This is a genomic window from Chryseomicrobium palamuruense (assembly GCF_042649045.1).
GTDB classification, from domain to species: Bacteria; Bacillota; Bacilli; order Bacillales_A; family Planococcaceae; genus Chryseomicrobium; species Chryseomicrobium palamuruense.
On sequence record NZ_JBHSEF010000026.1, the window covers coordinates 191,474 to 216,121 of the forward strand.

At 45.4% G+C, this 24,648-nt stretch carries 21 protein-coding genes, 1 pseudogene and 1 other annotated feature; of the genes and pseudogenes, 19 read left to right on the forward strand and 3 right to left on the reverse strand.

Annotated features, from left to right (window positions below):
* Window positions 1-67: 67 nt before the first annotated feature.
* Window positions 68-523 carry an ACT domain-containing protein gene (locus tag ACFO0S_RS13300; protein ID WP_378142587.1) on the forward strand — a complete coding sequence of 152 codons (456 nt, stop codon included), beginning with the start codon at window positions 68-70 and terminating at the stop codon, window positions 521-523.
* Complete coding sequence (gene pheA, locus ACFO0S_RS13305) at window positions 524-1,384, forward strand: prephenate dehydratase (RefSeq protein ID WP_378142588.1); 861 nt, start codon at window positions 524-526, stop codon at window positions 1,382-1,384.
* Window positions 1,385-1,659: 275 nt separating this feature from the next.
* Here pheA and ACFO0S_RS13310 read toward each other — a convergent pair whose 3' ends face one another.
* On the reverse strand, window positions 1,660-2,184 hold the full coding sequence (locus tag ACFO0S_RS13310; RefSeq protein WP_378142793.1) for a transcription repressor NadR: 525 nt from the start codon (window positions 2,182-2,184) through the stop codon (window positions 1,660-1,662).
* A gap of 119 nt (window positions 2,185-2,303) precedes the next feature.
* Between ACFO0S_RS13310 and safA the strand changes: the two are divergent.
* The 8 genes and pseudogenes from safA to ACFO0S_RS13355 form a co-directional block, all read left to right on the forward strand.
* Window positions 2,304-2,447 (forward strand): annotated as a pseudogene (safA, locus tag ACFO0S_RS13315) (SafA/ExsA family spore coat assembly protein); the annotation flags it as partial.
* A gap of 573 nt (window positions 2,448-3,020) precedes the next feature.
* A complete protein-coding gene (locus ACFO0S_RS13325; RefSeq protein WP_378142589.1) occupies window positions 3,021-3,839 on the forward strand; it encodes a phosphotransferase in 819 nt (272 codons plus the stop codon).
* A gap of 74 nt (window positions 3,840-3,913) precedes the next feature.
* Window positions 3,914-4,519 (forward strand): Holliday junction branch migration protein RuvA, encoded by a 606-nt coding sequence (ruvA, locus tag ACFO0S_RS13330; protein WP_378142590.1) that lies wholly within the window; start codon window positions 3,914-3,916, stop codon window positions 4,517-4,519.
* Between the two features lie 12 nt (window positions 4,520-4,531).
* Complete coding sequence (gene ruvB / locus ACFO0S_RS13335) at window positions 4,532-5,530, forward strand: Holliday junction branch migration DNA helicase RuvB (protein ID WP_378142591.1); 999 nt, start codon at window positions 4,532-4,534, stop codon at window positions 5,528-5,530.
* Window positions 5,531-5,548: 18 nt separating this feature from the next.
* Complete coding sequence (gene queA, locus ACFO0S_RS13340; RefSeq protein WP_378142592.1) at window positions 5,549-6,592, forward strand: tRNA preQ1(34) S-adenosylmethionine ribosyltransferase-isomerase QueA; 1,044 nt, start codon at window positions 5,549-5,551, stop codon at window positions 6,590-6,592.
* Window positions 6,589-7,728 carry a tRNA guanosine(34) transglycosylase Tgt gene (gene tgt / locus ACFO0S_RS13345; RefSeq protein ID WP_378142593.1) on the forward strand — a complete coding sequence of 380 codons (1,140 nt, stop codon included), beginning with the start codon at window positions 6,589-6,591 and terminating at the stop codon, window positions 7,726-7,728. Before queA ends, tgt begins: the two co-directional genes overlap by 4 nt.
* 44 nt (window positions 7,729-7,772) lie before the next feature.
* The gene (gene yajC / locus ACFO0S_RS13350; RefSeq protein WP_378142594.1) at window positions 7,773-8,030 is read left to right on the forward strand and encodes a preprotein translocase subunit YajC; all 258 of its coding nucleotides are present in this window, start codon (window positions 7,773-7,775) and stop codon (window positions 8,028-8,030) included.
* 150 nt (window positions 8,031-8,180) lie between these two features.
* Window positions 8,181-8,825 carry a DUF421 domain-containing protein gene (locus ACFO0S_RS13355; protein ID WP_378142595.1) on the forward strand — a complete coding sequence of 215 codons (645 nt, stop codon included), beginning with the start codon at window positions 8,181-8,183 and terminating at the stop codon, window positions 8,823-8,825.
* Here ACFO0S_RS13355 and ACFO0S_RS13360 read toward each other — a convergent pair.
* On the reverse strand, window positions 8,800-10,305 hold the full coding sequence (locus ACFO0S_RS13360; protein WP_378142596.1) for an oligosaccharide flippase family protein: 1,506 nt from the start codon (window positions 10,303-10,305) through the stop codon (window positions 8,800-8,802). The two genes, ACFO0S_RS13355 and ACFO0S_RS13360, sit on opposite strands and share 26 nt — an antisense overlap.
* 86 nt (window positions 10,306-10,391) lie before the next feature.
* Between ACFO0S_RS13360 and ACFO0S_RS13365 the strand changes: the two genes are divergently transcribed.
* The 7 genes from ACFO0S_RS13365 (at window position 10,392) to dtd (ending at window position 19,191) form a co-directional block, all read left to right on the forward strand.
* Window positions 10,392-10,700 (forward strand): post-transcriptional regulator, encoded by a 309-nt coding sequence (locus ACFO0S_RS13365; RefSeq protein WP_378142597.1) that lies wholly within the window; start codon window positions 10,392-10,394, stop codon window positions 10,698-10,700.
* Between the two features lie 123 nt (window positions 10,701-10,823).
* Window positions 10,824-13,097: a protein translocase subunit SecDF gene (gene secDF / locus ACFO0S_RS13370; protein WP_378142598.1), complete on the forward strand. Its 2,274-nt coding sequence runs from the start codon at window positions 10,824-10,826 to the stop codon at window positions 13,095-13,097.
* An 85-nt stretch (window positions 13,098-13,182) separates the two neighbouring features.
* On the forward strand, window positions 13,183-13,527 hold the full coding sequence (locus ACFO0S_RS13375) for a LapA family protein (RefSeq protein ID WP_378142599.1): 345 nt from the start codon (window positions 13,183-13,185) through the stop codon (window positions 13,525-13,527).
* Window positions 13,528-13,592: 65 nt separating this feature from the next.
* Complete coding sequence (gene recJ, locus ACFO0S_RS13380) at window positions 13,593-15,899, forward strand: single-stranded-DNA-specific exonuclease RecJ (RefSeq protein ID WP_378142600.1); 2,307 nt, start codon at window positions 13,593-13,595, stop codon at window positions 15,897-15,899.
* A gap of 12 nt (window positions 15,900-15,911) precedes the next feature.
* Window positions 15,912-16,424, forward strand: coding sequence for an adenine phosphoribosyltransferase (locus tag ACFO0S_RS13385; RefSeq protein ID WP_378142601.1), 513 nt, complete (start codon window positions 15,912-15,914; stop codon window positions 16,422-16,424).
* Between the two features lie 128 nt (window positions 16,425-16,552).
* A complete protein-coding gene (locus tag ACFO0S_RS13390) occupies window positions 16,553-18,742 on the forward strand; it encodes a RelA/SpoT family protein (RefSeq protein WP_378142602.1) in 2,190 nt (729 codons plus the stop codon).
* An 11-nt stretch (window positions 18,743-18,753) separates the two neighbouring features.
* Window positions 18,754-19,191, forward strand: a complete 438-nt coding sequence (gene dtd / locus ACFO0S_RS13395) for a D-aminoacyl-tRNA deacylase (protein WP_378142603.1) — start codon at window positions 18,754-18,756, stop codon at window positions 19,189-19,191.
* A 275-nt stretch (window positions 19,192-19,466) separates the two neighbouring features.
* On the opposite strand, the gene ACFO0S_RS13400 is transcribed toward dtd, so the two are convergent.
* Window positions 19,467-20,987 carry an SH3 domain-containing protein gene (locus tag ACFO0S_RS13400; protein ID WP_378142604.1) on the reverse strand — a complete coding sequence of 507 codons (1,521 nt, stop codon included), beginning with the start codon at window positions 20,985-20,987 and terminating at the stop codon, window positions 19,467-19,469.
* A gap of 117 nt (window positions 20,988-21,104) precedes the next feature.
* Window positions 21,105-21,336: a binding site (T-box leader), on the forward strand.
* Between the two features lie 207 nt (window positions 21,337-21,543).
* Here ACFO0S_RS13400 and hisS point away from each other — a divergent pair.
* Window positions 21,544-22,824 carry a histidine--tRNA ligase gene (gene hisS, locus ACFO0S_RS13405; RefSeq protein WP_378142605.1) on the forward strand — a complete coding sequence of 427 codons (1,281 nt, stop codon included), beginning with the start codon at window positions 21,544-21,546 and terminating at the stop codon, window positions 22,822-22,824.
* Entirely contained in the window at window positions 22,821-24,593 is a 1,773-nt protein-coding gene (aspS, locus tag ACFO0S_RS13410) for an aspartate--tRNA ligase (RefSeq protein ID WP_378142606.1), read from the forward strand. The genes hisS and aspS overlap by 4 nt, the downstream gene beginning before the upstream one ends.
* Window positions 24,594-24,648 lie beyond the last annotated feature (55 nt).

Here is a 24,648-nt window from a genome sequence, read left to right on the forward strand (position 1 = left end):
ACTATTTGAGCACCCGGTAAAACGGGTGCTTTTGACTACATAACCGATTCGGAAAGGCGGAACGTACATGAAAGATGTAACCAATCAGCATTTTTATCTCGTTCGGGAAGATGTACTAACGGAAGCGATGCAAAAGACTTTGGAAGCGAAGGCGCTCCTACAGAGTGGGAAAGCGACGTCGATTTGGGATGCGGTGAAAGAAGTAGACTTATCGCGCAGTGCGTTTTATAAGTACCGTGACGCCGTCTTTCCGTTTCATTCGATTGTCCAAGAACGCATCTTGACGGTGTTTTTGCAACTGGAGGACCGGGAAGGGACGCTTGCACGACTTCTCCAACTCGTGGCAGATAGTGAGTGCAACGTTTTAACAATCCACCAAACGATTCCGATTCAAGGTCGCGCGAGTGTGACGTTGTCTCTAGATGTTACGTCGATGAGCAAAGACCTCAACGAATTTTTAGCAGAAATGAAACGTCTCGACTTTGTAGAAGCTGCGGACATCATTAGTTCGGGGGCGTTTTAAGTGACGAAGATTGCTTATTTAGGTCCGGAAGCGTCTTTTACGCATCTGGCGACAAAACATATTTTTCCTGTTCAACAGTTACTGCCGATGCGCACCATCCCAGAGTGCATTGAAGCTGTGACAGAAGGTCGAGCAGACTTAGCGGTCGTTCCGGTAGAGAATGCGTTAGAGGGGACGGTGCCTCTCACCATTGATTACTTATATCATGAAGCGCACGTATACATACAAGCAGAAATCCTAGCTCCGATTGCCCAGCATCTAATGGTACATCCGGACCGGAAGGATGCGTGGGATCAAGTCGAACGTATTTATTCGCACCCACACGCACTTGCCCAGTGTCATAAGTATTTATCTTACCGGTTGCCGCATGTCGAGACAGAGCAGTATGCGTCGACTGCTGCAGCTGCCAAACTCTGTGCAGATCACCCGGACATGAATATTGCTGCGATTGCCAATGAGACGGCGGCGCATGCCTATGGATTAACGATTGTGGAACGAGACATTCATGATTTCCATTTCAATCACACACGCTTTTTGGTGGTGGGACCGAAAAATCAACAGATTGACGTCCAGAATCATCAACCACAAATCAAGACGACGTGGATGCTGAAACTTCCGCAAGATGATCGTCCAGGTCTTTTACATCAAGTTTTATCCGTCTTTGCATGGCGGCGCCTAAACTTGAGTAAAATCGAGTCTCGTCCTCTTAAAACAGGTCTTGGCCATTATTTCTTCATTGTGGATATCCTCGAGCAGGAAGACCACATCATGATGAAAGGTGCCGTTGAAGAGCTCACATTCCTTGGCTGCTCGGTGAAGAATCTGGGGTCGTATTATACGTACGAAACGTCGACAGAATAAACATAGCGATTAGACTTATTTGGCCTGACGGTGATGCTGTCAGGCTTTTTCTAGTAGAAATGTGTTTTTCATTACACGAACTGACTCTCGAAACTGACTTAGGGACCGACCTTTTAAACTATGGACCGGGTAGGTGTGTTTAAAGGACCGGGTACACATACAGAATGGATTCCTTCTCAAAAATACATAAAAAAGAGTGGCAAATGAGTATGTATCTCATCCGCCACCCGAGTTTCTTTCTATCAATAGATTAATTTAAATAAATTTGAACCTAGTTAATCCTCCACCAAATACCCTTTCTCCCTTAGTGCTTCCTTCGCAGCATCCAGCTTCTCCTGAGAGTCTGCAGCCAGCGTGTGGAGGTGCGTGCCGTCTGTCATTTCGAGCAATAGCGTTGCTTTTCTTGTTTGAATTTGTGTTAAGAAGGACGTGATTTCATTTCGATTGGAAAGCAAGAGTTGCGCTGAGATTTCTCCGTAAACAGGGTGCTCCACAGTGACATCTTCGACTGTTACGCCGCAGTCCACTATCGAGTTCAACTCGTCCATTGTGTTTTCTGGCATATGGCGACAAGCAATACGCTCGCGAATGATTCCGGTTGAGGCATTACTGAGTATAATATAGCCTTGGCTTGTGGCCACAATCGGATGTCCCGCTACTTTCAGTAAGTTGATGTCGTTGACGATAACTTGTCGACTGACTTCCGCTTCTTCCGCAAGCACGCCGCCTTTCACCGCAAACTGTTCCGACAGTAGTTTCTGTAAAATCCATTGTCGACGCTCTTCGCCTTTTCTTCGCATAGGGCATTCCTCGATTTCCGTTGGTCTTTGCTTTAGTTTACCAGATGAGTTGTCATTTTTCATGTCACAATTCACGTCCGGAGGCATAGGATGTAATGAAACAGAAAAGGAGGCAACTGGTGCAAATTCATACGGTTCAAAAAGGCGATACACTGTGGAAGATTGCGAAAATGTATGGAGTGGACTTTGAGGAGCTAAAAGCCGCGAACCCACAACTTTCTAATCCGGACTTGATCATGCCAGGCATGAAAATTACAATTCCGGGTGGGCATGATACACGGCCGTATCATGTGGTGAAGCAAGGAGACACCATGTGGAAGATTGCGCGCATGCATGGCATCACCCTGCAGCAATTAATTGACGAAAACCCGCAAATTCAAGATCCGAATAAGTTGACGGTTGGCATGAAGGTGTATCTACCGACGTCCTTATTTCACCGCCATGTAGTGAAAGCTGGGGAGACGCTCTGGACGATTGCGCAGAAGTATCACGTGGACTTCCAGGAGCTAAAAGCCGCGAACCCGCAGCTTACCAATCCTGACGTGATTTCCCCAGGAGACATCATTTGGGTACCGAAGCATACGGTTTCTGTTCAACCATCCTATCTGCCGCTTCCGGACCTCGACATTCCGGACATGAATCAAGGATGGCAACTAGAGTCAAACAATTCGGGATCTCATCACCATCCTACACCACCAGCCCATCCATCACATCCATCACATCCATCTCATCCGCATCAACCGCACCAAGGCTATCCGATCTATCTCTATCCGGTCTGGCCTGCGCATCCGTGGCATGAAGGGTGCTGTCCTTACTGCCGGAAAAGCTGGATCTAAGTGCTCGAGGCGATCAAGCCGAATGTCTGGCGGTTAAAAGAAGAGGGCCGTGACGTCTGCATCAAATCCTATGAAGAACTTGTGCTGTATTTAAAAGTAAAGCATCTTCACAAGCAGTTGATGAAATTGAAATTCACACAAGCTCTGCCAACCGAGTTTGATGACGAGAACCAGCTGATCATTCAACCGTTTTGCAAGGTTACTCACGTAACGGATTATACCGAGAGTGCTACCCGGAAAGAGATTATTCATGTGCTCGAGAAACTTCATGCCACAGAGAAAGTAGAGTCGTGGTGGGAACAGACGACTCTGCCGGCATCAAGTCTGTATTTAAAGTGGCAACTGCGGCTGTCTCGGATATTAGCGGTCGAGGAACTTCTCATCAAGCATTTCGGAAAGGATCCATATTTGTATTTTGTGAGACAGGCGGAAGAGGCAATGTCCGAATATGTCCATTACGAGGCGGCCCACACGTTGATTCATGGAGACATTGCGCATCATAATTTCCTGCAGACGGCGAGTGGAATCGTGATCATCGACTTTGACCTGGCGAGCTATGCAGATCCGGACGAGGAATGGACCTTGTTGCTTCAACGATTCTTACCGTTTGCGGACTATGATTTGCAGCAGTTGATTGATGAGCACCCGGATTTCTTGCGCATCATTGAGGAGCAACCGAGTGGGCTTCGCTATCCAAACGAAGTCTTCCGGGAATGGCTCGCATTTCTTCAAAAGCCGCACAAACGAAAACAAGAACGTTTGTTGGCATTTACAGCAAAAGCATTAGAAAATCACCGCAAACTGTGGTATGATGCATAATATGAAACTGTTCGTTTTGGCCGCTACCCTTTAGCGGCCTTCTTTATTGACGGAACGAGAGATGAGGAACGCCTGTGTACGATTACATAAAAGGGCAAGTCGCCCGTATTACACCGGAATACATTGTGATAGACCGTGAGGGACTGGGCTTTCAGATTTTGACGCCTAATCCGTTTCGTTTCCAAATGGGACAAGACGACATGGTCTATACCTACTTACATGTCCGAGAAGATATTCATCAATTGCTAGGCTTTAAGACACTCACAGAGCGCGAATTGTTTCGTAAGCTCATCCAAGTGACAGGCATCGGTCCAAAGGGGGCTCTTGCGATTTTAGCAAGCGGAGAACCAGATCAAGTCATTCGCGCCATCGAGCGTGAAGATGATGCGTTTCTCGTGAAGTTTCCGGGTGTAGGTAAAAAGACCGCACGCCAAATCATTTTAGATTTAAAAGGCAAACTGCATGACCTGGCAGACGACGAATGGACGGATGGGCTGTTTGAAGAGACACCCGAACCCGCGACACAAAATCATGCACTCGACGAAGCCTTACAAGCGCTTCAGGCACTCGGATATTCCGAACGTGAACTAAAGAAAATCACACCGAAACTTGAAGTTGCAGGACTCGATACAACGGATGCACTGATGAAAAAAGCGCTGCAACTTTTATTTGGCAACTAGGAGGAAGACAGGATGACAGACCGCGTCATTTCAAGTGATGTAACTTCATATGATGAACCGTTTGAAGAGACGTTGCGTCCCGATACGCTCGGCTCCTATATCGGTCAAGGACAGATTAAAGAAAATCTCAGTATCTTCATCCAAGCTGCTCAATTGCGGGAAGAGAGTCTTGACCATGTTCTTCTCTACGGACCACCCGGACTCGGGAAAACGACACTCGCTGCTGTCATTGCGAACGAGATGGGTGTGCAGATCCGTATGACGAGTGGGCCAGCGATTGAACGACCGGGAGATCTGGCAGCTATCGTCAGTGCGCTCGAACCAGGTGACGTGCTGTTTATTGATGAAATCCATCGATTGAACCGAGCGATTGAAGAGGTCCTGTATCCAGCGATGGAAGATTTCTGTCTCGATATCGTAGTCGGAAAGGGTCCTTCTGCCAAATCCATACGACTCGATCTACCACCGTTTACCTTGATTGGTGCGACGACACGTGCGGGATCTTTATCTGCACCACTTCGTGACCGGTTTGGTGTGCTCGCCCGTCTGGAGTATTATGATGAAGACGCATTAACGTCAATAGTCACGCGAAGCAGTCGTTTGTTCCAAGCGGCTATCGATCTTCGTGCAGCTTCTGAGATTGCGAGAAGGTCTCGTGGGACACCTCGTATTGCCAATCGTCTTTTAAAACGCGTGCGGGATTATGCTCAAGTACGCGGAGACGGGATAATTACTGAGGCCCTCGCAAACGAAGCCTTAGAACTGTTACAAGTCGATAAACGTGGCCTTGACCACATTGACCATAAATTAATTCACGCGATGGCGGAGCGCTTCCGGGGTGGCCCGGTCGGTCTAGATACACTCGCGGCAAGTATTGGGGAAGAACCGGCGACGATTGAAGAAGTCTACGAGCCGTATTTATTACAGATCGGTTTTATTCAGCGCACGCCGCGTGGGCGCGTTTTGACGCCACTTGCTTATAGCCACTTGGGACTGCCCGTTCCGGAATGATAGAAAAGGAAGATGACAATGAAAGTAGAAGATTTTGATTTTCATTTACCAGAAGAATTAATTGCGCAAACGCCGCTTGCGGACCGTACGAGTAGCAAGTTGCTGATTGCAGACTACCCGAACAACCAAGTTACGCACACGACGTTCTCACATATTGTAGATGAACTAAAAGCAGGCGACTGCTTGATTTTGAACGACACAAAAGTCATGCCGGCGCGCCTCATGGGTGTAAAAGAAGAGACGGGCGCGCATGTCGAAGTACTGCTACTAACACAACTAGAAGGCGACGAGTGGGAGACACTCGTAAAACCTGCAAAACGTGTGAAAATAGGTACAGAGCTTGTCTTCGGCGATGGGTTGCTAAAAGCAATTTGTACAGGCATCAAAGACCACGGCGGACGCTTGTTTAAAATGAGCTACGATGGTGTATTCTTTGAAGTGCTCGATCAACTCGGCGAGATGCCGTTGCCTCCTTATATTCACGAGAAGCTTGATGACCGTAATCGTTATCAAACCGTGTATGCAAAAGAACAAGGTTCTGCTGCTGCACCGACTGCTGGACTTCACTTTACACAAGAATTACTTAAAGAAGTGGAAGCCAAAGGCGTGGAGATTGGCTATGTGACTCTTCACGTAGGTCTTGGAACATTCCGGCCAGTAAGTGTGGATAGCATTGAGAGCCATGAGATGCATGCGGAATTCTATCGTTTGCCTCAAGTGACTGCTGACCTTATTACCACTACGAAAGCGCGTGGTGGACGTGTGGTCGCTGTAGGAACGACTTCGACACGTACACTTGAATCTGTCGCTGCGAAGTTTAATGGGGAACTAAAAGAAGACAGTGACTGGACATCGATTTTCATTTACCCTGGCTTCACGTTCCGTGTCATCGATGCGATGATCACAAACTTCCACTTACCGAAGTCAACCCTCGTGATGCTCGTCAGTGCACTGACGTCTCGCGAATTTATATTAGACGCTTATCAAGAAGCGATTGACCAGCGCTACCGTTTCTTCAGTTTTGGAGATGCGATGCTGATCAAAGGAAAGGATTTCAAATGACCGCAATACGCTACGAACTACTAAAAAAAGACAAACAGACTGGTGCGCGCCTCGGTATCGTCCACACACCGCACGGTTCCTTCGAAACGCCTACATTTATGCCTGTAGGAACCCAAGCAACAGTTAAAACCATGTCGCCTGAAGAAATTAAAGGCATGGACGCAGGAATCATCTTGAGTAACACGTACCACCTGTGGTTACGTCCGGGTCACGACATCATTCGTGAAGCAGGTGGACTGCATAAGTTCATGAACTGGGACCGCGCCATTCTAACGGATTCTGGAGGCTTTCAGGTATTTAGCTTAAGTGACATGCGTAAGATTGAAGAAGAAGGTGTCCACTTCCGTAATCATTTGAACGGCGACAAGCTGTTTTTAAGTCCGGAAAAATCAATGGAAATACAAAACGCACTGGGTTCTGACATCATGATGGCATTTGACGAGTGTCCACCGTATCCGGCATCTCACGAGTACATGAAAGCGTCTGTTGAGCGGACCTCACGTTGGGCAGAGCGGTGTATGACAGCGCACACGAATACCGATCAACAAGGATTGTTCGGAATCATCCAAGGGGGCGAGTACGAAGATCTTCGTCGTCAATCGGCGCAAGATATTATCTCTCTTGACTTCCCGGGGTACGCAATTGGTGGATTATCCGTTGGTGAACCAAAAGACGTGATGAACCGCGTGCTGGAGTTCACGACGCCACTGATGCCTGACAATAAACCACGCTACTTGATGGGTGTTGGCTCACCTGATTCACTCATTGACGGCGCCATCCGCGGTATTGATATGTTTGACTGTGTGTTACCAACACGTATTGCCCGGAACGGGACAATGTTCACTCGAAAAGGGCGTTTAGTCATTAAAGGCGCGAAATTTGCACGTGACTTCGGACCAGTGGATGAGACGTGTGATTGTTATACATGCAAAAACTATTCTCGTGCCTATTTGCGACATTTGTTCAAAGCCGATGAGACATTTGGTTTGCGTTTGGCGTCGACACATAATCTTCATTTCTTGATGAACCTGATGAAAGAAGTACGTCAGGCCATTCGTGAAGACCGTTTGCTTGATTTCAAAGAAGAGTTCTTTGAAGAGTATGGGTACAATAAACCAAATGCAAAAAACTTTTAATTCAAGTATAATATTCTAGATGTAAGAAAGGGGGAATTATAGAGATGGAAACAGTTATCGGACTATTACCGATTATCGCAATGTTCGCTGTGATGTGGTTCTTCATTATCCGCCCAGCACAGAAACGTCAAAAAGCAACATCTACAATGCAAAACAGCTTAAAGCGTGGAGATCAAGTCATTACAGTAGGTGGCTTGCACGGCACGATTGATGCGCTAGATGATACAACTGTATTTCTTACAGTTTCAGATGGAACGCGTCTCCAATTCGAGAAAGTGGCTATTGGCCGCGTCGTCGAATAAGCAAACGAACCCCACATTCAGCTCATGGGCTGGACGTGGGGTTTTTGTATGCTTTTTTTCGGTAATAGTCGAACCGTGATAGCGACCGGGAGGACATTACTCGTTTAAATTCCACCTCTTTCACACACACTAACACGTGAGGTGATGGAGATGGATTACATCGTGCTGATTTGGCGGACTGTATTGTTCTATACAATAATTCTCGTCAGTTTACGACTCCTTGGAAAACGAGAAGTTGGCAATTTGAGTGTTTTTGATGTCGTTGTTTTTCTACTCATTGCAGAGGTGGCATCCGATACGATTCATTCGATTGATCTATCGGTTTGGAAAGGGATTGTCCCTGTCGCTGTTCTCGCGTTTGTGCAACTCACCATGGCGTTTATGACCATGAAGTACAAACGCTTTCGAGATACAGTAGATGGCGAGCCAGCGCTAGTGATTCGTGATGGGGTCATCATGGAAGATACGATGCGGAAACACCGCTACAATCTGGATGACTTGCTTCAGCAGCTGCGAGAACAGCAGATAGGGACCGTACAGAATATCGCATATGCGTTTCTTGAGTCGTCCGGTCGATTATCGGTATTCCAAAAAGGAGAATCCCCGTTCTTGTTAGCCGTCATCATGGATGGCGAGATTCAAGAGCGCCACCTACTAGTGACTGGACACACACGTGAGGAAGTCGAAGAAAAATTAGCTGAGCAAGGCATCTCTCGACCGGATGCAGTCTTTTATGCGGTTTTTCACGACAAGGAATTGATTATTCAACTTAAATCGACTTCACAGAAACTTTAAGCAGATGCCAGGTAAGCGCGATATCTTTCACATGAAGCTGACGTGTCACGATTAGTATAAACAGGAGTAAACAAGCACCTATAGCTACTTGAGCGATAAGAGGTAGAGAGGGTGGAATCAAAACGGGAAGCAAAGCAATGCCGACAAGAAAAATGAGATAGACCGGTAAAAATGTTAAATAGCCCACTTCGAGGCTACGAATGCTGCGGATCGAGGCGATATGTAATCCGGATGTGATGAGTACACCAAATCCAATCGCTAGAACCGCTCCTTGTTCTTTAAACGACACATCTGCAGTCAACGCTGCGAGTAATGCGAGTTTACCAATCCCACCGAGCACCGAATTACGGAATGCAATATGCGATGCGTCCATCGCCTGCAAGATTGAAAACAGGGGACTTTGAATGTAATAAAAGAAGAAAATCGGGCTAAGTAAGTGAAAATAGACGGTCATCTTGTCGGTGTGAAAAAATAACTCGGCAAGTTCGCCGCCATATACATAGAGAAGCGTTGAGGAAAGAACACCGGTAACAGCAGAGATACGCAGTGCTAAGTGAACACGGTCACGCACGAGAGTCATACGACCGGAAGCGGCTGCACCGCTGACCGCTGGAATAAGTACTGTGGCTAAAGCATACGGAATGAAGGAGGGGAAGAGGAGCATGGGCACTAATACTCCTGAAATGATTCCATACAGACTTGTAGCTTGTGCGACCGCCATACCACTTCGGGTAAGAGCATGTAAGAATAGGACGGGTTCTAAGAACCATGTGAAGGATCCGAATAATTTGCTCCCACTCGCAGGAAGCGAAGGGGTGAGTAAGGCTTTGTGTGGATAGGGTTTTCCTGTCCCTTTGACGCGGACGGCTTTGTAACGGATCCATAAATAGAAAAGCCCAACGAGTTCGGCGACTAACGCAATCAACATGGCAAGGACGGCCATTCCATGTGGAGTACTTGTTAGAGCATAGGGAAGCAAAAAGGTGACTAAAAGGATGCGAATCGCTTGTTCTAAGATTTGAGAAGTCGCCGTTTCAGACATCCGTGTCAAGCCTTGAAAGTATGCGCGAGCGAGTGTGGCCACAGCAGTAATCGGTGCCATGATAAGCGCGGCATATCCCACTTGAATCGCTGCCGATTGCTGCAAAAGCTCAGTCATGAGATAGGGAATAGCATAAAAAAAGATGGGAACAAAAATAGCGGAGCTGATGACGACCCATTTGAGGGCAGCTAGATACGCATCGGTTGCTCGTCCTAGTCGGTTTTCTGCCGTGTGAATCGCGGTCATCTTTGCGACGCCAACAGGAAGTCCTAGCTGAATAGCAGCTAAGAAAAAAATAAAAGCGGGATATACCGCCATATAAACTCCGACCGATTCTTCCCCGGCGATACGGACAAATTGCATTCGGAAGATAAATCCTAGTACTTTGGTGATGAGATAAGCGCCCATGAGTAGTAAGGACCCTTTTCGAAAAGACATTTGACACATCCTTCATAAATCGATACGATTTTAGCTACTACCACACGATATGAACGGGAGTCTAATTTATGCAAGGGGGCAAAGGAATGGATAAAGGGGAACATGAACAACGATTGTTCAATGACGTACAACTTGTGCTTGAAAGCAAGATTGAAGAATTCGAGTACTACGAATTCACAAAAGTGACAAAAGAGGATTTATGGGCATTTGCGAAACGGAAGTTCTGGAAAAAGAAATCATTTGAAGAGTTGCAGCTTCATCAAGTGATTGCTGATCTGTATGCCATTGCCCCTTCCACCTATATGTCACTGATTCAAGTTGAACAGTTCAAATCTGAGAATTGGTTTTCAGAATTAAAAAAAGAAGATTTAGAACAATTACTTAATCCAAAGTGAATAGGGCCGATGGGCATTTGACACGCTACACAACGTGATTCATAATAATCATGTTGTGTTTTTTCGGTTTCAGACCGGTGTCTGTGATTCCCCTCGCTTAGGGGAAAAGAAGGGAGAATGAAAATGAAATCCAGAGGAAGAATAGTAGCGTTTCTGCTGCTCCTCGTCATCTTTGCAGGTACCATTAGCAGTACTGCAAACGGCATCATAAAAGATATTAAACTAGGTCTTGATCTTCAAGGTGGGTTTGAAGTTCTGTATGAACTTTCACCTCTCGAAGAAGGTGGAGAAGACGTTACGCCAGAAACGGTGTCTGCCACTGTCGAATCGTTGAACAATCGAATCAACGTACTCGGTGTCAGTGAGCCGGTCATTTCCGTTGAAGGAGAGGACCGCATTCGAGTACAGCTTCCAGGTGTGGAAGATCAAGCGGCCGCTCGTGAATTGCTTTCTACAGAGGCTAACTTGACGTTCCGTGACGTAAATGACGAAATTATGTTAGATGGGAATGATTTGGTGGAAGGCGGCGCACAGCCTGCTTTTAGTCAAAATGGATCCCCTATCGTTACGTTAAAATTGAAAGATCCAGATAAATTTGCAGAAGTGACATCTGAACTTGCTTCTCGCCCGTTTGGCGAGAACCTCCTCGTCATTTGGCTTGATTTTGAAGAAGGCGTCGACAGTTACGCTGCTGAAGCGATGAAACCAGATCCAAAATTCGTATCTGCTCCAAAAGTTGATAATCGAATCGCTTCAAGTGATGTAGAAATTTCAGGTACCTTTACGACCGATGAGACACGCAACTTAGCAGGTGTGTTAAATGCAGGAGCGCTTCCTGTGAAACTGACGGAGATTTTCTCAACATCTGTAGGTGCTCAGTTCGGGGAACAGGCACTTGATGAGACGGTGTTTGCAGCCATTATTGGTATTGCACTCATCTTCCTCTTTATGATGGTCTATTACCGAATTCCAGGACTTGTGGCGATGATTACACTATCGGTGTATATCTATCTAGTCCTACTTGTATTTGAGTTAATCAATGGGGTACTTACTTTACCAGGTATCGCCGCTATCATGCTTGGTGTTGGAATGGCCGTCGATGCAAATATCATCACCTATGAACGGATTAAAGAAGAATTACGCGTTGGCAAATCAGTTGCCCAGTCGTTTGCTATGGGTGCCAAACAATCGTTTAGCGCAATCCTAGATGCCAATGTAACTACATTGATTGCAGCGGGCGTTTTATTCTACTTCGGGAACAGCTCCGTCAAAGGGTTCGCAACGATGTTGATCATCAGTATTTTAGCAAGCTTTATCACAGCCGTTTGGGGATCTCGTTTACTTCTTGGACTTCTCGTCCATAGTGGATGGCTCGACAATAAAAAAGGATGGTTTGGTGTATCTGCGAAAACCATTCATCCTGCGGAAGAAGAAGTGGACACACTCGACCTTCCAACGAAATTTGATCGCATTGATTTTGTAGGCACTCGAAAAATGTTCTACTCGATTTCCGTATTCTTGCTAGCAGCAGGGATTGCCATGTTATCTATTTTCCAATTAAATTTAGGAATCGATTTTGCAAGTGGAACCCGAGTTGAGATTTTGGCAGATGAACAATTGACGAAAGAACAAGTACAAAATGATCTTGAGGAAATTGGACTCCCATCAGAAGACGTCGTCATCTCGGGTGATGAGCAAAACATTGCTGTCATTCGTTACGTTGAAGATTTTACTCAAGACGAGATTGCTCAAATCAAAGCGGATATTACAGAACGTTTCGGCATTGAGCCAGGTGTGAGTGCTGTATCTCCAACTGTCGGACGAGAGCTCGCTCGAAATGCCGTTCTAGCACTCGCAATCGCTGCACTCGGGATTATCATCTATGCATCGATTCGCTTTGAGTGGCGTATGGGACTAGCTGCCATCGTTTCACTCCTACACGATGCATTCTTCATGATCGCGCTATTCAGTATCCTGCGACTTGAAGTCGATATCACCTTTATCGCAGCCGTGTTGACCATAGTAGGTTATTCAATCAATGATACGATTGTAACGTTTGACCGAATTCGTGAAAATATGGCGCGTTCGGGTGTCATTGCGACAGAAGAAGAATTGAAAGAGGTCGTGAATAAATCACTTCGTCAAACCCTTGGGCGCTCTATCAATACAGTAGCGACAGTCATGTTTGTCGTTATCGCCTTGATCTTCTTTGGAGCAGTTTCCATTCAAAACTTCTCGATTGCGTTACTCATCGGTTTAATTGCTGGTACGTATTCATCAATCTTCATTGCGGCTCAGCTTTGGTTCGATTTGAAACGGAAACAGTTGGGTAACAAAGGACCAATTGATGTGGTGGCTGAGAAGAAACAATGGGGTTCGGACGAACCAGTTGTTTAAAAGTTTCAAATATTTCAAAAGCAGGGTATAGTGAATCTATATCCTGTTTTTTTATGGGGTCATTTATACATAAGGAGATGATCGAGTGAAGGCACAATGGATTATTTTAATCGGTCTTATTTTAGCAATCGTCATCGCCATTTTTGCTGTCGTGAATGTGGACGCCGTTCCTGTCAATTATTTATTTGGCGAAGCAGAATGGCCACTGATTCTAGTTATTTTAGGTTCTGCGCTACTTGGCGCACTGGTTAGTGGACTGCTCGCAATGGTGCGCAGCTTTACGCTCAGTCGGAAAGTCAAAGCGCTAGAAGCAGAAAAAACGAAACGTGATGCAGAACTTCATGCAGTGGAAAATGAACTCGCTGTGTACCGTGAACGCGAGATGAAGAGTCAACCTACGTATCAACAAGAAATCACGCCATCAAATTGAACGAAAGACCTGTCCAGTTGGGCAGGTTTTTTTGCTATAATGAAAGTCTGTGAGGAAGTGAGAACATGATTCAATCAAAAAAGAAATGGCTGCTTGAAAGCATTGATCAAAAGCAAGCTGAAGAGTTTGCCAAGAGCTTAACTATATCCGTGATGGCTGCGAAATTGTTGCTAGCCCGCGGTGTAGATTCAGTAGAAAAAGCGCAAGATTATCTACATACAGACTCCTCGATGAGCCATGATCCATTTTTATTTACACAAATGAAACCGGCTGTGGAGCGCATACGAAAAGCAATCGAATCGAACGAACGAATTCTCGTATACGGAGACTATGACGCAGACGGAATTACGAGTGTGACAGTGCTAATGGAGACGTTAACCTCGCTCGGGGCGGATGCACACTTTAAGATCCCGAACCGTTTCACAGACGGATATGGACCAAGTGAACGACTTTTCCGCCTTGCTCATGACGAAGGCTGTACATTGATTATCACGGTCGATAATGGAATTTCAGGTCACGCCCAGATTGCAATTGCGAAAGAACTCGGCATGGATGTGATTTTAACCGATCACCACGAAGCAGGGGAAACGTTGCCACCTGCGGATTACATTTTGCATCCGCATCTCGATGAGAACTATCCTTTTTCCGATCTAGCTGGAGTGGGGATGGCGTTTAAGCTTGCCCATGCACTTCTCGGGCGACTTCCTGAAGAATATTTATATCTGGTCGCAATCGGGACGATTGCCGACCTTGTTCCACTCGTCGGAGAAAATCGCTTTTTTGTGAAAAAAGGGCTGCAGCAGATGCGCACGCAACCGACAGAAGCGATCAAAGCGCTCGCAGCTGCGTCTGGAATTGAAATTCCGACCATTACCGAAGAAACGGTGGGATTTGGTTTCGGCCCCCGCATTAATGCAGTCGGACGACTTGGAGACGCTGACCCAGGTGTGCACTTGTTCCGCAGTCACAGCAAAGAAGAAGCGAACCTGTATGCAAAATTCTTAAGTGACAAAAATAAAGAACGTCAGGCCATTGTCAAAGCGACGACGGACGAAGCAATTGCAATGGTGGAGTCAGAACCCATCCCAAGTGTTCTGGTAGTGGCAGGGGAGGACTGGAATCCTGGCATCCTCGGAATTGTCGCTTCACGGCTAGTCGAGAAGTATACGCGTCCGACCATTGTTCTTGGGATTGATCATGACAAGGGTATTGCAAAAGGGTCTGCTCGAAGCATTGAAGGATTTCACCTATACCAAGAAATTGCGAAAAATCGAGATCTTGTTCCACATTTCGGAGGACATCCAATGGCGGCTGGGATGACACTTCCTCTTGACAACTTGGATGAATTCATCAATCGTATGATTCAGCAAGGAGACGATACCTTAACAGAAGATCACTTCATACCGCGTTTAACGATTGATATTCCAATTCGTCTTTCTGAAATTACTGTAGAGGCTATTGAAGACACGGCAAAACTAGGTCCTTTTGGGATGAGCTTTGCTAAGCCACTTTACTGCATACAACAAGCAGAAGTGACGACTTCTAGAAAAATTGGGGCATCGACTAATCACGCAAAGCTCGAAGTTACTCAAGATGGGCATACGCTCGATGTCATCGGGTTTTATCAAGGCGAACTCGTTGATCAGCTGGCGCCACTTACCCAATTAACACTAGTTGGCGATTTGCAAGTAAACGAGTGGAATGGACGAAAAAAGCCGCAGATGCTGTTAGAAGATGCCGCTTCCAAAGATTGGCAACTGTTTGATGTGCGGGGGATTCGCCAGCTGTATCGTTGGATCAATCAAGTGCCAGTTGAAGAAACACACTTTGTGGCGTTCCAGTCGGAGACAGTGAAGGCCTATCAAGACCAACTTGCGGTCACGATTGAGTCAAAGGACAGTTTTAAACCGGTTCATTCGAATCTCGTGCTTCTAGACATGCCAGATTCCGAAGAGGAGCTTGACGACATCATAACTCGGGCGGAATGGAACCGAATCTTTGCGCACTTCTACACACCGTCTCAAGCCTTTTTTGACGGGTTGCCAAGCCGAGACCAATTTAAATGGTACTATGGATTCTTAACAAATCGTGCGTCGTTTCCACTGAAAGAGCAAGGCGCACAACTCGCGCGACACAAGGGCTGGAGCGAGCAAACAATTAATTTTATGTCAAAGGTGTTTTTTGAGTTGGATTTTGTTAAAATAGACAATGGACATTTAGTCTTAAACAAAGACTCATCCAAGCGTGACTTAACGGAGTCGCCAAGTTATCAGAATCAACAACAACGGGTGGCGCTCGAGCAGGTTCTGCTCTACGCTCCATATCGTGAATTAAAGCAATGGTTTGATGAAAAACGTCAATACCCGTCCTGAGGAGGAACAATTTTGGATTTGAAACAGTACGTAACGATTGTTGAAGACTGGCCAAAACCAGGTATTCGATTTAAAGATATCTCAACTATCATGGACAATGGTCCTGCATATAAATTTGCTGTCGATGAAATCGTAAAATATGCACGTGAAGTTGGTGCTGAAATCATCGTCGGTCCAGAAGCACGTGGATTCATCATCGGATGTCCAGTTGCTTATGCTCTTGAAATCGGATTTGCGCCTGTGCGTAAACCTGGAAAGCTTCCACGTGAAGTCATTTCTGCAGACTATGGTCTTGAATACGGAACTGACACATTAACGATGCACAAAGATGCATTAAAACCAGGACAAAAAGTGCTGATTGTTGACGATCTATTAGCTACAGGTGGAACGGTCGGCGCAACGATTGATCTCATCAACCAACTTGGCGGAGAAGTCGTTGGAGCGGCATTTTTAATCGAATTGTCTTACTTAAATGGTCGTGACCAATTAAAAGGCTATGACATTCGCACATTAATTCAATACTAATTGACAAGGCGCAGCAGAGAAATCTGACTGCGTTTTGTGGTACATACAAGCTTTACAATGGCTATAAGAGTTTACTACAATAAAGAGAAATCTTTCTGAATCGAAATACAGAGGAACAGGTGATTGACATGGCAAAAGAGCAGGTGCGAACCGCTGAAGAGGTATTTGAGTTAACCGCCGGATATATGAACGAGGAGAACGTTCACTTCGTCGAAAAAGCATACAAATTAGCGGAACATGCGCACCGCAACCAATTCCGTAATTCGGGAGAACCGTATATTATCCACCCTATTCAAGTAGCAGGGATCTTAGCGGACCTTCAAATGGACCCAGAAACGGTCGCTGCTGGGTTTCTTCATGATGTCGTGGAAGACACGGATTTGACACGAGAAGACCTCGTCAATGAATTTAATGAAGAAGTAGCGATGCTTGTAGAAGGCGTTACGAAGCTCGGGAAAATCAAATACATGTCTAAAGAAGAGCAACAAGCGGAAAACCACCGTAAAATGTTTATAGCCATGGCGCAGGACATCCGTATCATTTTGATTAAACTAGCGGACCGTCTGCACAATATGCGCACACTCAAACACCTTCCGGAAGAAAAACAACGTCGTATTGCGAACGAAACACTGGAAATCTTTGCGCCCCTTGCCCACCGTCTTGGAATCTCGACAGTAAAGTGGGAGCTTGAAGACACGTCACTTCGCTACCTAAATCCTCAGCAATATTACCGCATCGTGAATTTCATGAAGAAGAAGCGGACAGAACGTGAAGCCTATTTAAACAATGTGATGGGGGACATCGTCAAACAGTTGGATGAGGTCGGAATTCTCGCGGACATATCCGGGCGTCCAAAACATATCTACAGCATCTATAAAAAGATGATCGTCCAACAAAAGCAGTTCAATGAAATTTATGACTTGCTTGCGATGCGTATCATCGTCGATAGCATCAAAGATTGTTACGCTGTTCTTGGCATCATCCATACGTTATGGAAACCAATGCCGGGACGCTTCAAAGATTACATTGCCATGCCTAAACAGAACTTATATCAATCCATTCATACGACCGTTATCGGGCCAAATGGCGATCCTTTAGAAGTTCAAATCCGTACACAAGAAATGCATAATATCGCTGAGTACGGGGTAGCTGCACACTGGGCATATAAAGAAGGACGTAAAATTGATCACTCACATGAAACCGTGGATCAAAAGCTATCGTGGTTCCGTGAAATCCTCGAATTCCAGAACGAATCTTCGAATGCGGAAGAGTTCATGGAATCGTTGAAGTTCGATTTGTTCTCAGATATGGTCTATGTCTTTACACCTAAGGGTGACGTTATTGAACTTCCTGCAGGATCTGTGCCTATCGATTTTGCGTACCGCGTTCACTCAGAAGTCGGAAATAAAACGATTGGTGCCAAGCTAAACGGGAAAATGGTTCCTCTTGACACGAAATTGAAGACTGGGGACATCATTGAAGTATTGACGTCCAAGCAGTCTTTCGGGCCAAGTCGAGACTGGTTAAAGATTGCTCAGTCATCCCAAGCAAAAAACAAAATTAAACAGTTCTTTAAAAAGCAACAGCGTGAAGAAAATATCGAAAAAGGAAAGGAAGCCATTGAAAAAGAAATCCGTACACAGGATTTTGATCAAAAAGAAGTGCTGACTCCTGAAAATCTAAAGCGCGTCTGTGAGAAATATGCATTTACCAGTGAAGAAGATTTATATTCCGCTGTCGGATTTGGTGGTATTACCGCACAACAAGTCGTCAATCGATTAGCTGAGAAGAAGCGCAAAGAGCGCGATCAAGAAGAGACGCTTGAAAAAATCAACAAAACGATGGCCTCTCCGCCTGTGAAGAAGTCGACAGAATCCGGCGTTGTTGTTCGTGGTATCGAAAACTTATTGATTCGTTTATCTCGTTGTTGTAGCCCGGTACCTGGCGATGAAATCGTTGGTTTCATTACGAAAGGACGCGGTGTTTCGGTTCACCGCGCAGACTGTCCGAATGTCCAGCGAGCAGATTCGTCTCAGCGCCTGATCGACGTCGAGTGGGAACAAGATATTGAAGTGAAGAAGGAGTATGCCGTAGATATTGAAGTATCAGCTTTTGACCGTACGGGGCTGTTGAACGAAGTGTTACAGGTTGTGACGGATTCAAAGACAACGATTTCAGCTGTGACAGGGAGGTCGGAGAAAGATATTGCGACCATCAACTTAACCATCAAAATCACGAATATTTCACACTTACATCGTGTCGTCGAACGTATTAAACATTTGCCGAATGTTTACTCAGTGCAACGTATTATCAACTAAGAGGTGTTTTCATGCGAATTGTTTTACAGCGCGCGAAAGCCGCACAAGTCACCGTAAGCGGGGAACTGACAGGGGCCATTTCTCATGGCTATGTACTTCTTGTGGGAGTGACTCACGAAGATACAACAGCCCAAGCTGATTGGCTCGCAGAAAAAGTAGCGGGGATTCGCCTGTTTGAAGATGATGAGGGAAAGATGAACCGCTCGATAGCTGATGTCAGTGGGCAGATTTTGTCGGTTTCTCAGTTTACTCTCTATGCGGATTCTCGCAAAGGCCGCCGTCCCTCCTTCATCGAAGCGGCCCGACCGGAAATGGCAGAACCTTTATGGCTCTATTTCAATGATCGCCTCCGCGCACTCGGTCTCACTGTTGAGACAGGCATCTTCGGCGCCATGATGGATGTCCAATTCACGAATGATGGCCCAGTAACAATCATGTTAGAGAAATAATACGAACTAAATAGCTATAGAAAAAGTAAATAACTCTAGAGTCACATCTTAACTAAATGATTGATTTCTGCAAAAGAATGAAACGTTCCAAAACCGAAGACTTCTAGAGGACCAGAGTGCCTTCGAGACCCCACAGTTGGACCGAACGATGTGAGGTTCGACGAGGAGGCTTGAAGGTGCTCCCTCAGAAAAGCGAAGGTTTTGGAGCGGTTCATGATGATGAAAGAACATTAAAAACCATGCCGGAAAATCCTCCAGGCATGGTTTTTATGTGGTTATTTCAACTGTGCATCAAAGAAATTGATGATGCCTTCGTAGATGGCATGTGCTGCATTCTCACGGAACTGTGCAGTAGTTACTGTGCGTTCCTCTGTTGCATTGCTAAGATACCCAAGCTCGAGAAGTACGGCATGTTGCTTGTTCTCACGTAAAACAAGATAGTTACCTTGCCGAACGCCACGGTCACGGAGAGATAGACGATCCTGGAGAGCACCATGGATCTGGTCGGCAAGCTCTTTTTGGAAGCCATGTTGATAATACGTGGTGAATCCGTGGACGGAACTGTCGTCTACTGAGTCATAATGGACACTAATGAAGGCGTCAGCGCCGACTTGATGGCTAACAGAAACTCGTTTGCGAAGACTAACATATGTATCAGAGTCACGTGTCAATGTGACGCGTGCGCCTGCAGCTTCTAATTTTGATGCGAGCAGTTCGGCGGTCGGTAGTGTCAATCCTTTTTCATCTGTACCATAGTACCCCGTCGTCCCGCGGTCGTTTCCGCCGTGTCCTGGATCAATGACGATGTCTAATCCGTTTAACGTGCCTTTTTTTCGGTCTACTTTTTCTTCGGTTTTAGGGGAAGAAGTGTCTATCGCCACATCATCTGTCGTCACAACCCAGTTTGCAACAAACGCTTTCTGACCTTTGTAGTCCACCTCATACCAATCATTGACCGAACTGACTACCTTCAATTTAAGACCGGCATCGACTCGAGCAGCCACTTCACCCGACGTGCTGGGTTGGGTCCGTAGGTTTGTTCCGTTGTATAAAATTGTCACGGTAGTACTTGCTGCAGCTGAAGTTGGTGGAGCGGAAGTGGCAGGGTTATCTTGGAACACACCATAATAGCTATATACCCATCCTTTTGCACCATTCAATAACTCCACTTCAACCCAGTTTGAACTGATCGAAACTACTTTTAGCACTTCATTCCGATAAACCACCCCGACACGTTTCGAATCCAGCGTAGGTTTTTTTCGGACGTTCAACGCATCTATTTGAACGACAAATGAGGACGGCTTAGTTTTTGGAGTTTGTTCAGATGTAGAACCTGTGACGAGTTGAATATAATCTGTATGTACCCAAGCGGTCGTGCCTTTAAATGAAATTTCTGCCCAACTTCCATCAATGGAGAGTACCTGAACCATTGTTCCTTGCTGCAACTGACCGACTAAACTTGACGAAGTCGATGCTGAAGAACGGACATTTAAATTCTTGACTTGAACGATAGCCGACCGATTGATACTCTGAGCACTGTTTGATTTCGTCAACCAACTCGCTATCCATCCTTTGTGGCCCTTGTAGTCAATTTGGGACCAGTCGTCCTGAGATGTGAGAATCTCAAATTGATCTCCTTGTTTGACACTGCCAATCACATCATAACTCAAGCCAGGACCTGACCGGACTTTGAGTGAAGGCGTATCGACTATTACTGTTTCCGCAAGTGCTTGTAGCGGGGCAATAAATAAAATAAGTGAAATCAAAAATACGCCCCATGTTCGAAAATTCGCCATTTTTCGACCTCCTTTTCCTTAGTCTACCTACTCCGGTATAAAATATCTATATCGAATTGCATTTTGTTGTTGACTTTCTTTAAATGCATGATTAAGATAAAGTATATTATCAAGAACACATTGCCCATGACAGAGAAAGTAACTTTCAAACCGGACTGACAAGAGAGGAAAAGACGTGGCTGAAATCTTTTCTACAGACGTTGAACGTGAACAACACTCAAGAGGCGCTTGGTCGAACCAGAACTGGTGTAGGCGAAGACGGACCTGGCCGTTATCCAGATGGAAAGAGGACCTTTTGGGTCAATCAGGGTGGAACCGCGGAAGCTATTAGTATGCTCTCGTCCCTTGCACAATTCGTGCAAGAGGCGAGAGCTTTTTGTTTTTCTTGATGTGGAACGACCTGAATCTTTCTTTAGTAATCGTTTCTCGAGCGCAAGAAATACATTTGAAAATCCCCCGTAGCTAGTGAGACAAAGTACGCCTGATTAGCTACTTCTGATTTCATCAGTATTTTTAGAACAGCATTCTACACAGCTTATTTTAAGGAGGAAAACTTATGATCAAAGTACCTAGAGGCACGCAAGATATTCTGCCTGAGCAGTCGTATAAATGGCAAGCGGTTGAAAATATCATTCGTCAAACCTGTAATGTTTATCAATATAAAGAAATTCGGACACCGATTTTTGAACATACCGAATTATTTACGCGCAGTGTAGGAGATACTACAGATATCGTTCAAAAAGAAATGTATACATTTGAAGACCGTGGAAATCGTTCACTCACGCTTCGGCCGGAGGGGACGGCATCTACTGTACGAGCGTATGTTGAGCACAAACTGTTCGGGCAGCCTGACCAACCCGTCAAGCTTTACTACATGGGTCCGATGTTTCGCTACGAACGTCAGCAAGCAGGCCGCTACCGTCAATTTGTACAATTCGGAATTGAAGCCATCGGCAGTGCAGATCCTGCAGTAGATGCAGAAGTGATTGCCCTTGCTATGGATGTCTACAAAAAAGCAGGATTAAAAGAAATTAAACTCGTGTTGAACTCACTTGGTGATAGTGAAAGCCGAAATGCACACAAAGAAGCTCTAGTTGCCCACTTCGCCCCACGGATCGATGAATTCTGCGGAGACTGTCAAAATCGGTTAGAGAAAAATCCTTTACGTATTTTAGATTGCAAGCGAGATCGAAACCACGAATTAATGGCGATAGCACCGAAACTGACGGACTACTTAAATGAGGAATCCGCCACGTATTTTGAAAAAGTGAAAACCTATTTAGATGCTTTAGATATTGCTTACGAAATTGATCCAAATCTAGTCCGTGGGTTGGATTATTACAACCACACAGCATTTGAAATTATGAGCACGTCAAGTGGATTTGGTGCGATTACCACTCTTGCCGGTGGCGGTCGGTACAATGGACTGGTGGAAGAGCTTGGTGGTCCGTCTTCTCCAGGAATTGGTTTTGCAATGAGTATTGAGCGCCTGTTGCTTGCGTTAGAAGCAGAGAAGTCTGAGATTGAAGATCACTCATCAGTCGACGCCTACGTCATTGCTCTTGGTGATGAACCAAAAATTGCCGCGATGAAAGTATTAAAAGATCTTCGACAAGCTGGAGTTAGTTCAGATATGGACTACGCGGACCGAAAGCTAAAAGCACAAATGAAATCAGCAGACCGTAAAAAAGCAAAGGTCGTCCTCATCCTAGGTGAAGATGAACTTGCAAACAGCAGTGTTCAAGTCAAACTTCTCGCTACAGGTGAACAGCAACTAATTTCTTTAGGAGAAGTAGGGAATAAAGTGCAGCAGATGATCAGGGAGGAACAACAATGAAACGTACACACGAATGTGGGATTTTAACCACTCAACACATCGAAGAAAAAGTCGAATTAATCGGCTGGGTTCAAAAACGACGTGATCTTGGAGGATTGATTTTCGTTGATCTCCGTGATCGTACAGGACTCGTACAAGTCGTCTTTAATCCAGATTTCTCACAAGACGCACTTACAAAAGCTGAAAAGCTTCGTAGCGAGTTTTTGATTGCCGTTAAAGGGACTGTAGTTGCACGTGATGTGAAGCAAATTAACAGCAATATGAAAACAGGTGAAATCGAAATTCAAGTGAGTGACCTGACAATCATTAATGAAGCGAAGACACCTCCATTTGCAATTGAAAACCAGACAGAAGCTAATGAAGATATTCGTTTAAAATACCGTTATTTAGACCTTCGTCGTCCGGTTATGTATGATACATTTAAAATGCGTTCAGATATTACAAAAACGGTACGTAACTTCCTATCTGATGAAGGCTTCTTAGAAGTAGAGACGCCAATTTTAACAAAATCGACACCGGAAGGGGCACGCGACTATCTTGTTCCAAGCCGTGTGCACGACGGAGAGTTCTATGCACTTCCACAATCTCCTCAGTTGTTTAAACAAATGCTGATGGTTTCTGGGTTTGAACGATATTTCCAAATTGCGCGTTGTTTCCGTGACGAAGATTTACGTGCAGACCGTCAACCTGAATTCACACAAATCGATATGGAGATGAGTTTCTTATCGATGGATGAAATCATCGAACTGAACGAACGAATGATGAAACAAGTCTTAAAAGAAGTCAAAGGAATTGATATTCAAATTCCATTTCCACGCATGGACTATCAAGATGCGATGGCTCGTTTCGGATCGGATAAGCCCGACGTACGTTTCGAACTCGAATTAAAAGACCTTGAAGCAATTGCCAAGGATTCGGAGTTCGGCGTATTTAAAAATGCGATTGCAAATGGTGGACAAGTAAAAGGGATCGCTGTAAAAGGTGCAGCAGCTGATTACTCTCGTAAAGATATTGACGCGCTTGGCGAATTCGCTGCTCGACACGGAGCTAAAGGTCTAGCGTGGTTAAAAGTAGAAGAAGACGGTGTCAAAGGCCCAATTGCGAAATTTTTCCCAGAACAAAAAGGGCAGCAGCTGATGGAAGCGATGGAAGCGGAGGCTGGCGATTTATTATTATTCGTTGCAGATAAATCTTCTGTTGTAGCAGATGCTTTAGGTGCGCTTCGTCTGAAATTCGGAAAAGAACGTAACTTGATTGACCATTCGAAGCATGCTTTCTTATGGGTAGTTAACTGGCCACTGTTTGAATATGACGCGGAAGAAGGGCGCTACTATGCAGCTCACCATCCATTTACTCGTCCGTTCGATGAGGATGCTGCGCTTCTTGAAACTGATCCAGCTTCTGTTCGCGCGCAAGCTTACGATTTAGTGCTGAATGGGTATGAGTTAGGTGGAGGATCTCTTCGTATTTATGAACGAGAGATGCAGGAGCAAATGTTCCGCACACTTGGATTCTCAGATGAGGAAGCAAAAGAACAGTTTGAATTCCTACTCGAAGCTTTTGAGTATGGAACACCTCCGCATGGCGGGGTTGCCTTTGGTCTAGACCGACTGGTGATGTTACTCTCAGGCCGTACGAACTTACGTGACACCATTGCCTTCCCAAAAACAGCGAGTGCAAGCTGTGTGCTGACGGACGCACCAAGTCCGGTTTCGGAGAAACAATTAACTGATTTGCATCTGTCTCTAATCAAACAGAAGAATCAATAGCCTTATCGAGTCTTTAGTTGATTTTCGATAGAAGGTGTGCTATATTATCAGTAAT

Coding starts and splice junctions, on each gene's coding strand:
- ACFO0S_RS13300 (WP_378142587.1), top strand. CDS start 68: ATGAAAGATGTAACCAATCAGCATTTTTATCTCGTTCGGGAAGATGTA.
- ACFO0S_RS13310 (WP_378142793.1), bottom strand. CDS start 2,184: ATGCGAAGAAAAGGCGAAGAGCGTCGACAATGGATTTTACAGAAACTA.
- ruvB (WP_378142591.1), top strand. CDS start 4,532: ATGACAGACCGCGTCATTTCAAGTGATGTAACTTCATATGATGAACCG.
- queA (WP_378142592.1), top strand. CDS start 5,549: ATGAAAGTAGAAGATTTTGATTTTCATTTACCAGAAGAATTAATTGCG.
- tgt (WP_378142593.1), top strand. CDS start 6,589: ATGACCGCAATACGCTACGAACTACTAAAAAAAGACAAACAGACTGGT.
- yajC (WP_378142594.1), top strand. CDS start 7,773: ATGGAAACAGTTATCGGACTATTACCGATTATCGCAATGTTCGCTGTG.
- ACFO0S_RS13355 (WP_378142595.1), top strand. CDS start 8,181: ATGGATTACATCGTGCTGATTTGGCGGACTGTATTGTTCTATACAATA.
- ACFO0S_RS13360 (WP_378142596.1), bottom strand. CDS start 10,305: ATGTCTTTTCGAAAAGGGTCCTTACTACTCATGGGCGCTTATCTCATC.
- ACFO0S_RS13365 (WP_378142597.1), top strand. CDS start 10,392: ATGGATAAAGGGGAACATGAACAACGATTGTTCAATGACGTACAACTT.
- secDF (WP_378142598.1), top strand. CDS start 10,824: ATGAAATCCAGAGGAAGAATAGTAGCGTTTCTGCTGCTCCTCGTCATC.
- recJ (WP_378142600.1), top strand. CDS start 13,593: ATGATTCAATCAAAAAAGAAATGGCTGCTTGAAAGCATTGATCAAAAG.
- ACFO0S_RS13390 (WP_378142602.1), top strand. CDS start 16,553: ATGGCAAAAGAGCAGGTGCGAACCGCTGAAGAGGTATTTGAGTTAACC.
- dtd (WP_378142603.1), top strand. CDS start 18,754: ATGCGAATTGTTTTACAGCGCGCGAAAGCCGCACAAGTCACCGTAAGC.
- ACFO0S_RS13400 (WP_378142604.1), bottom strand. CDS start 20,987: ATGGCGAATTTTCGAACATGGGGCGTATTTTTGATTTCACTTATTTTA.
- hisS (WP_378142605.1), top strand. CDS start 21,544: ATGATCAAAGTACCTAGAGGCACGCAAGATATTCTGCCTGAGCAGTCG.
- aspS (WP_378142606.1), top strand. CDS start 22,821: ATGAAACGTACACACGAATGTGGGATTTTAACCACTCAACACATCGAA.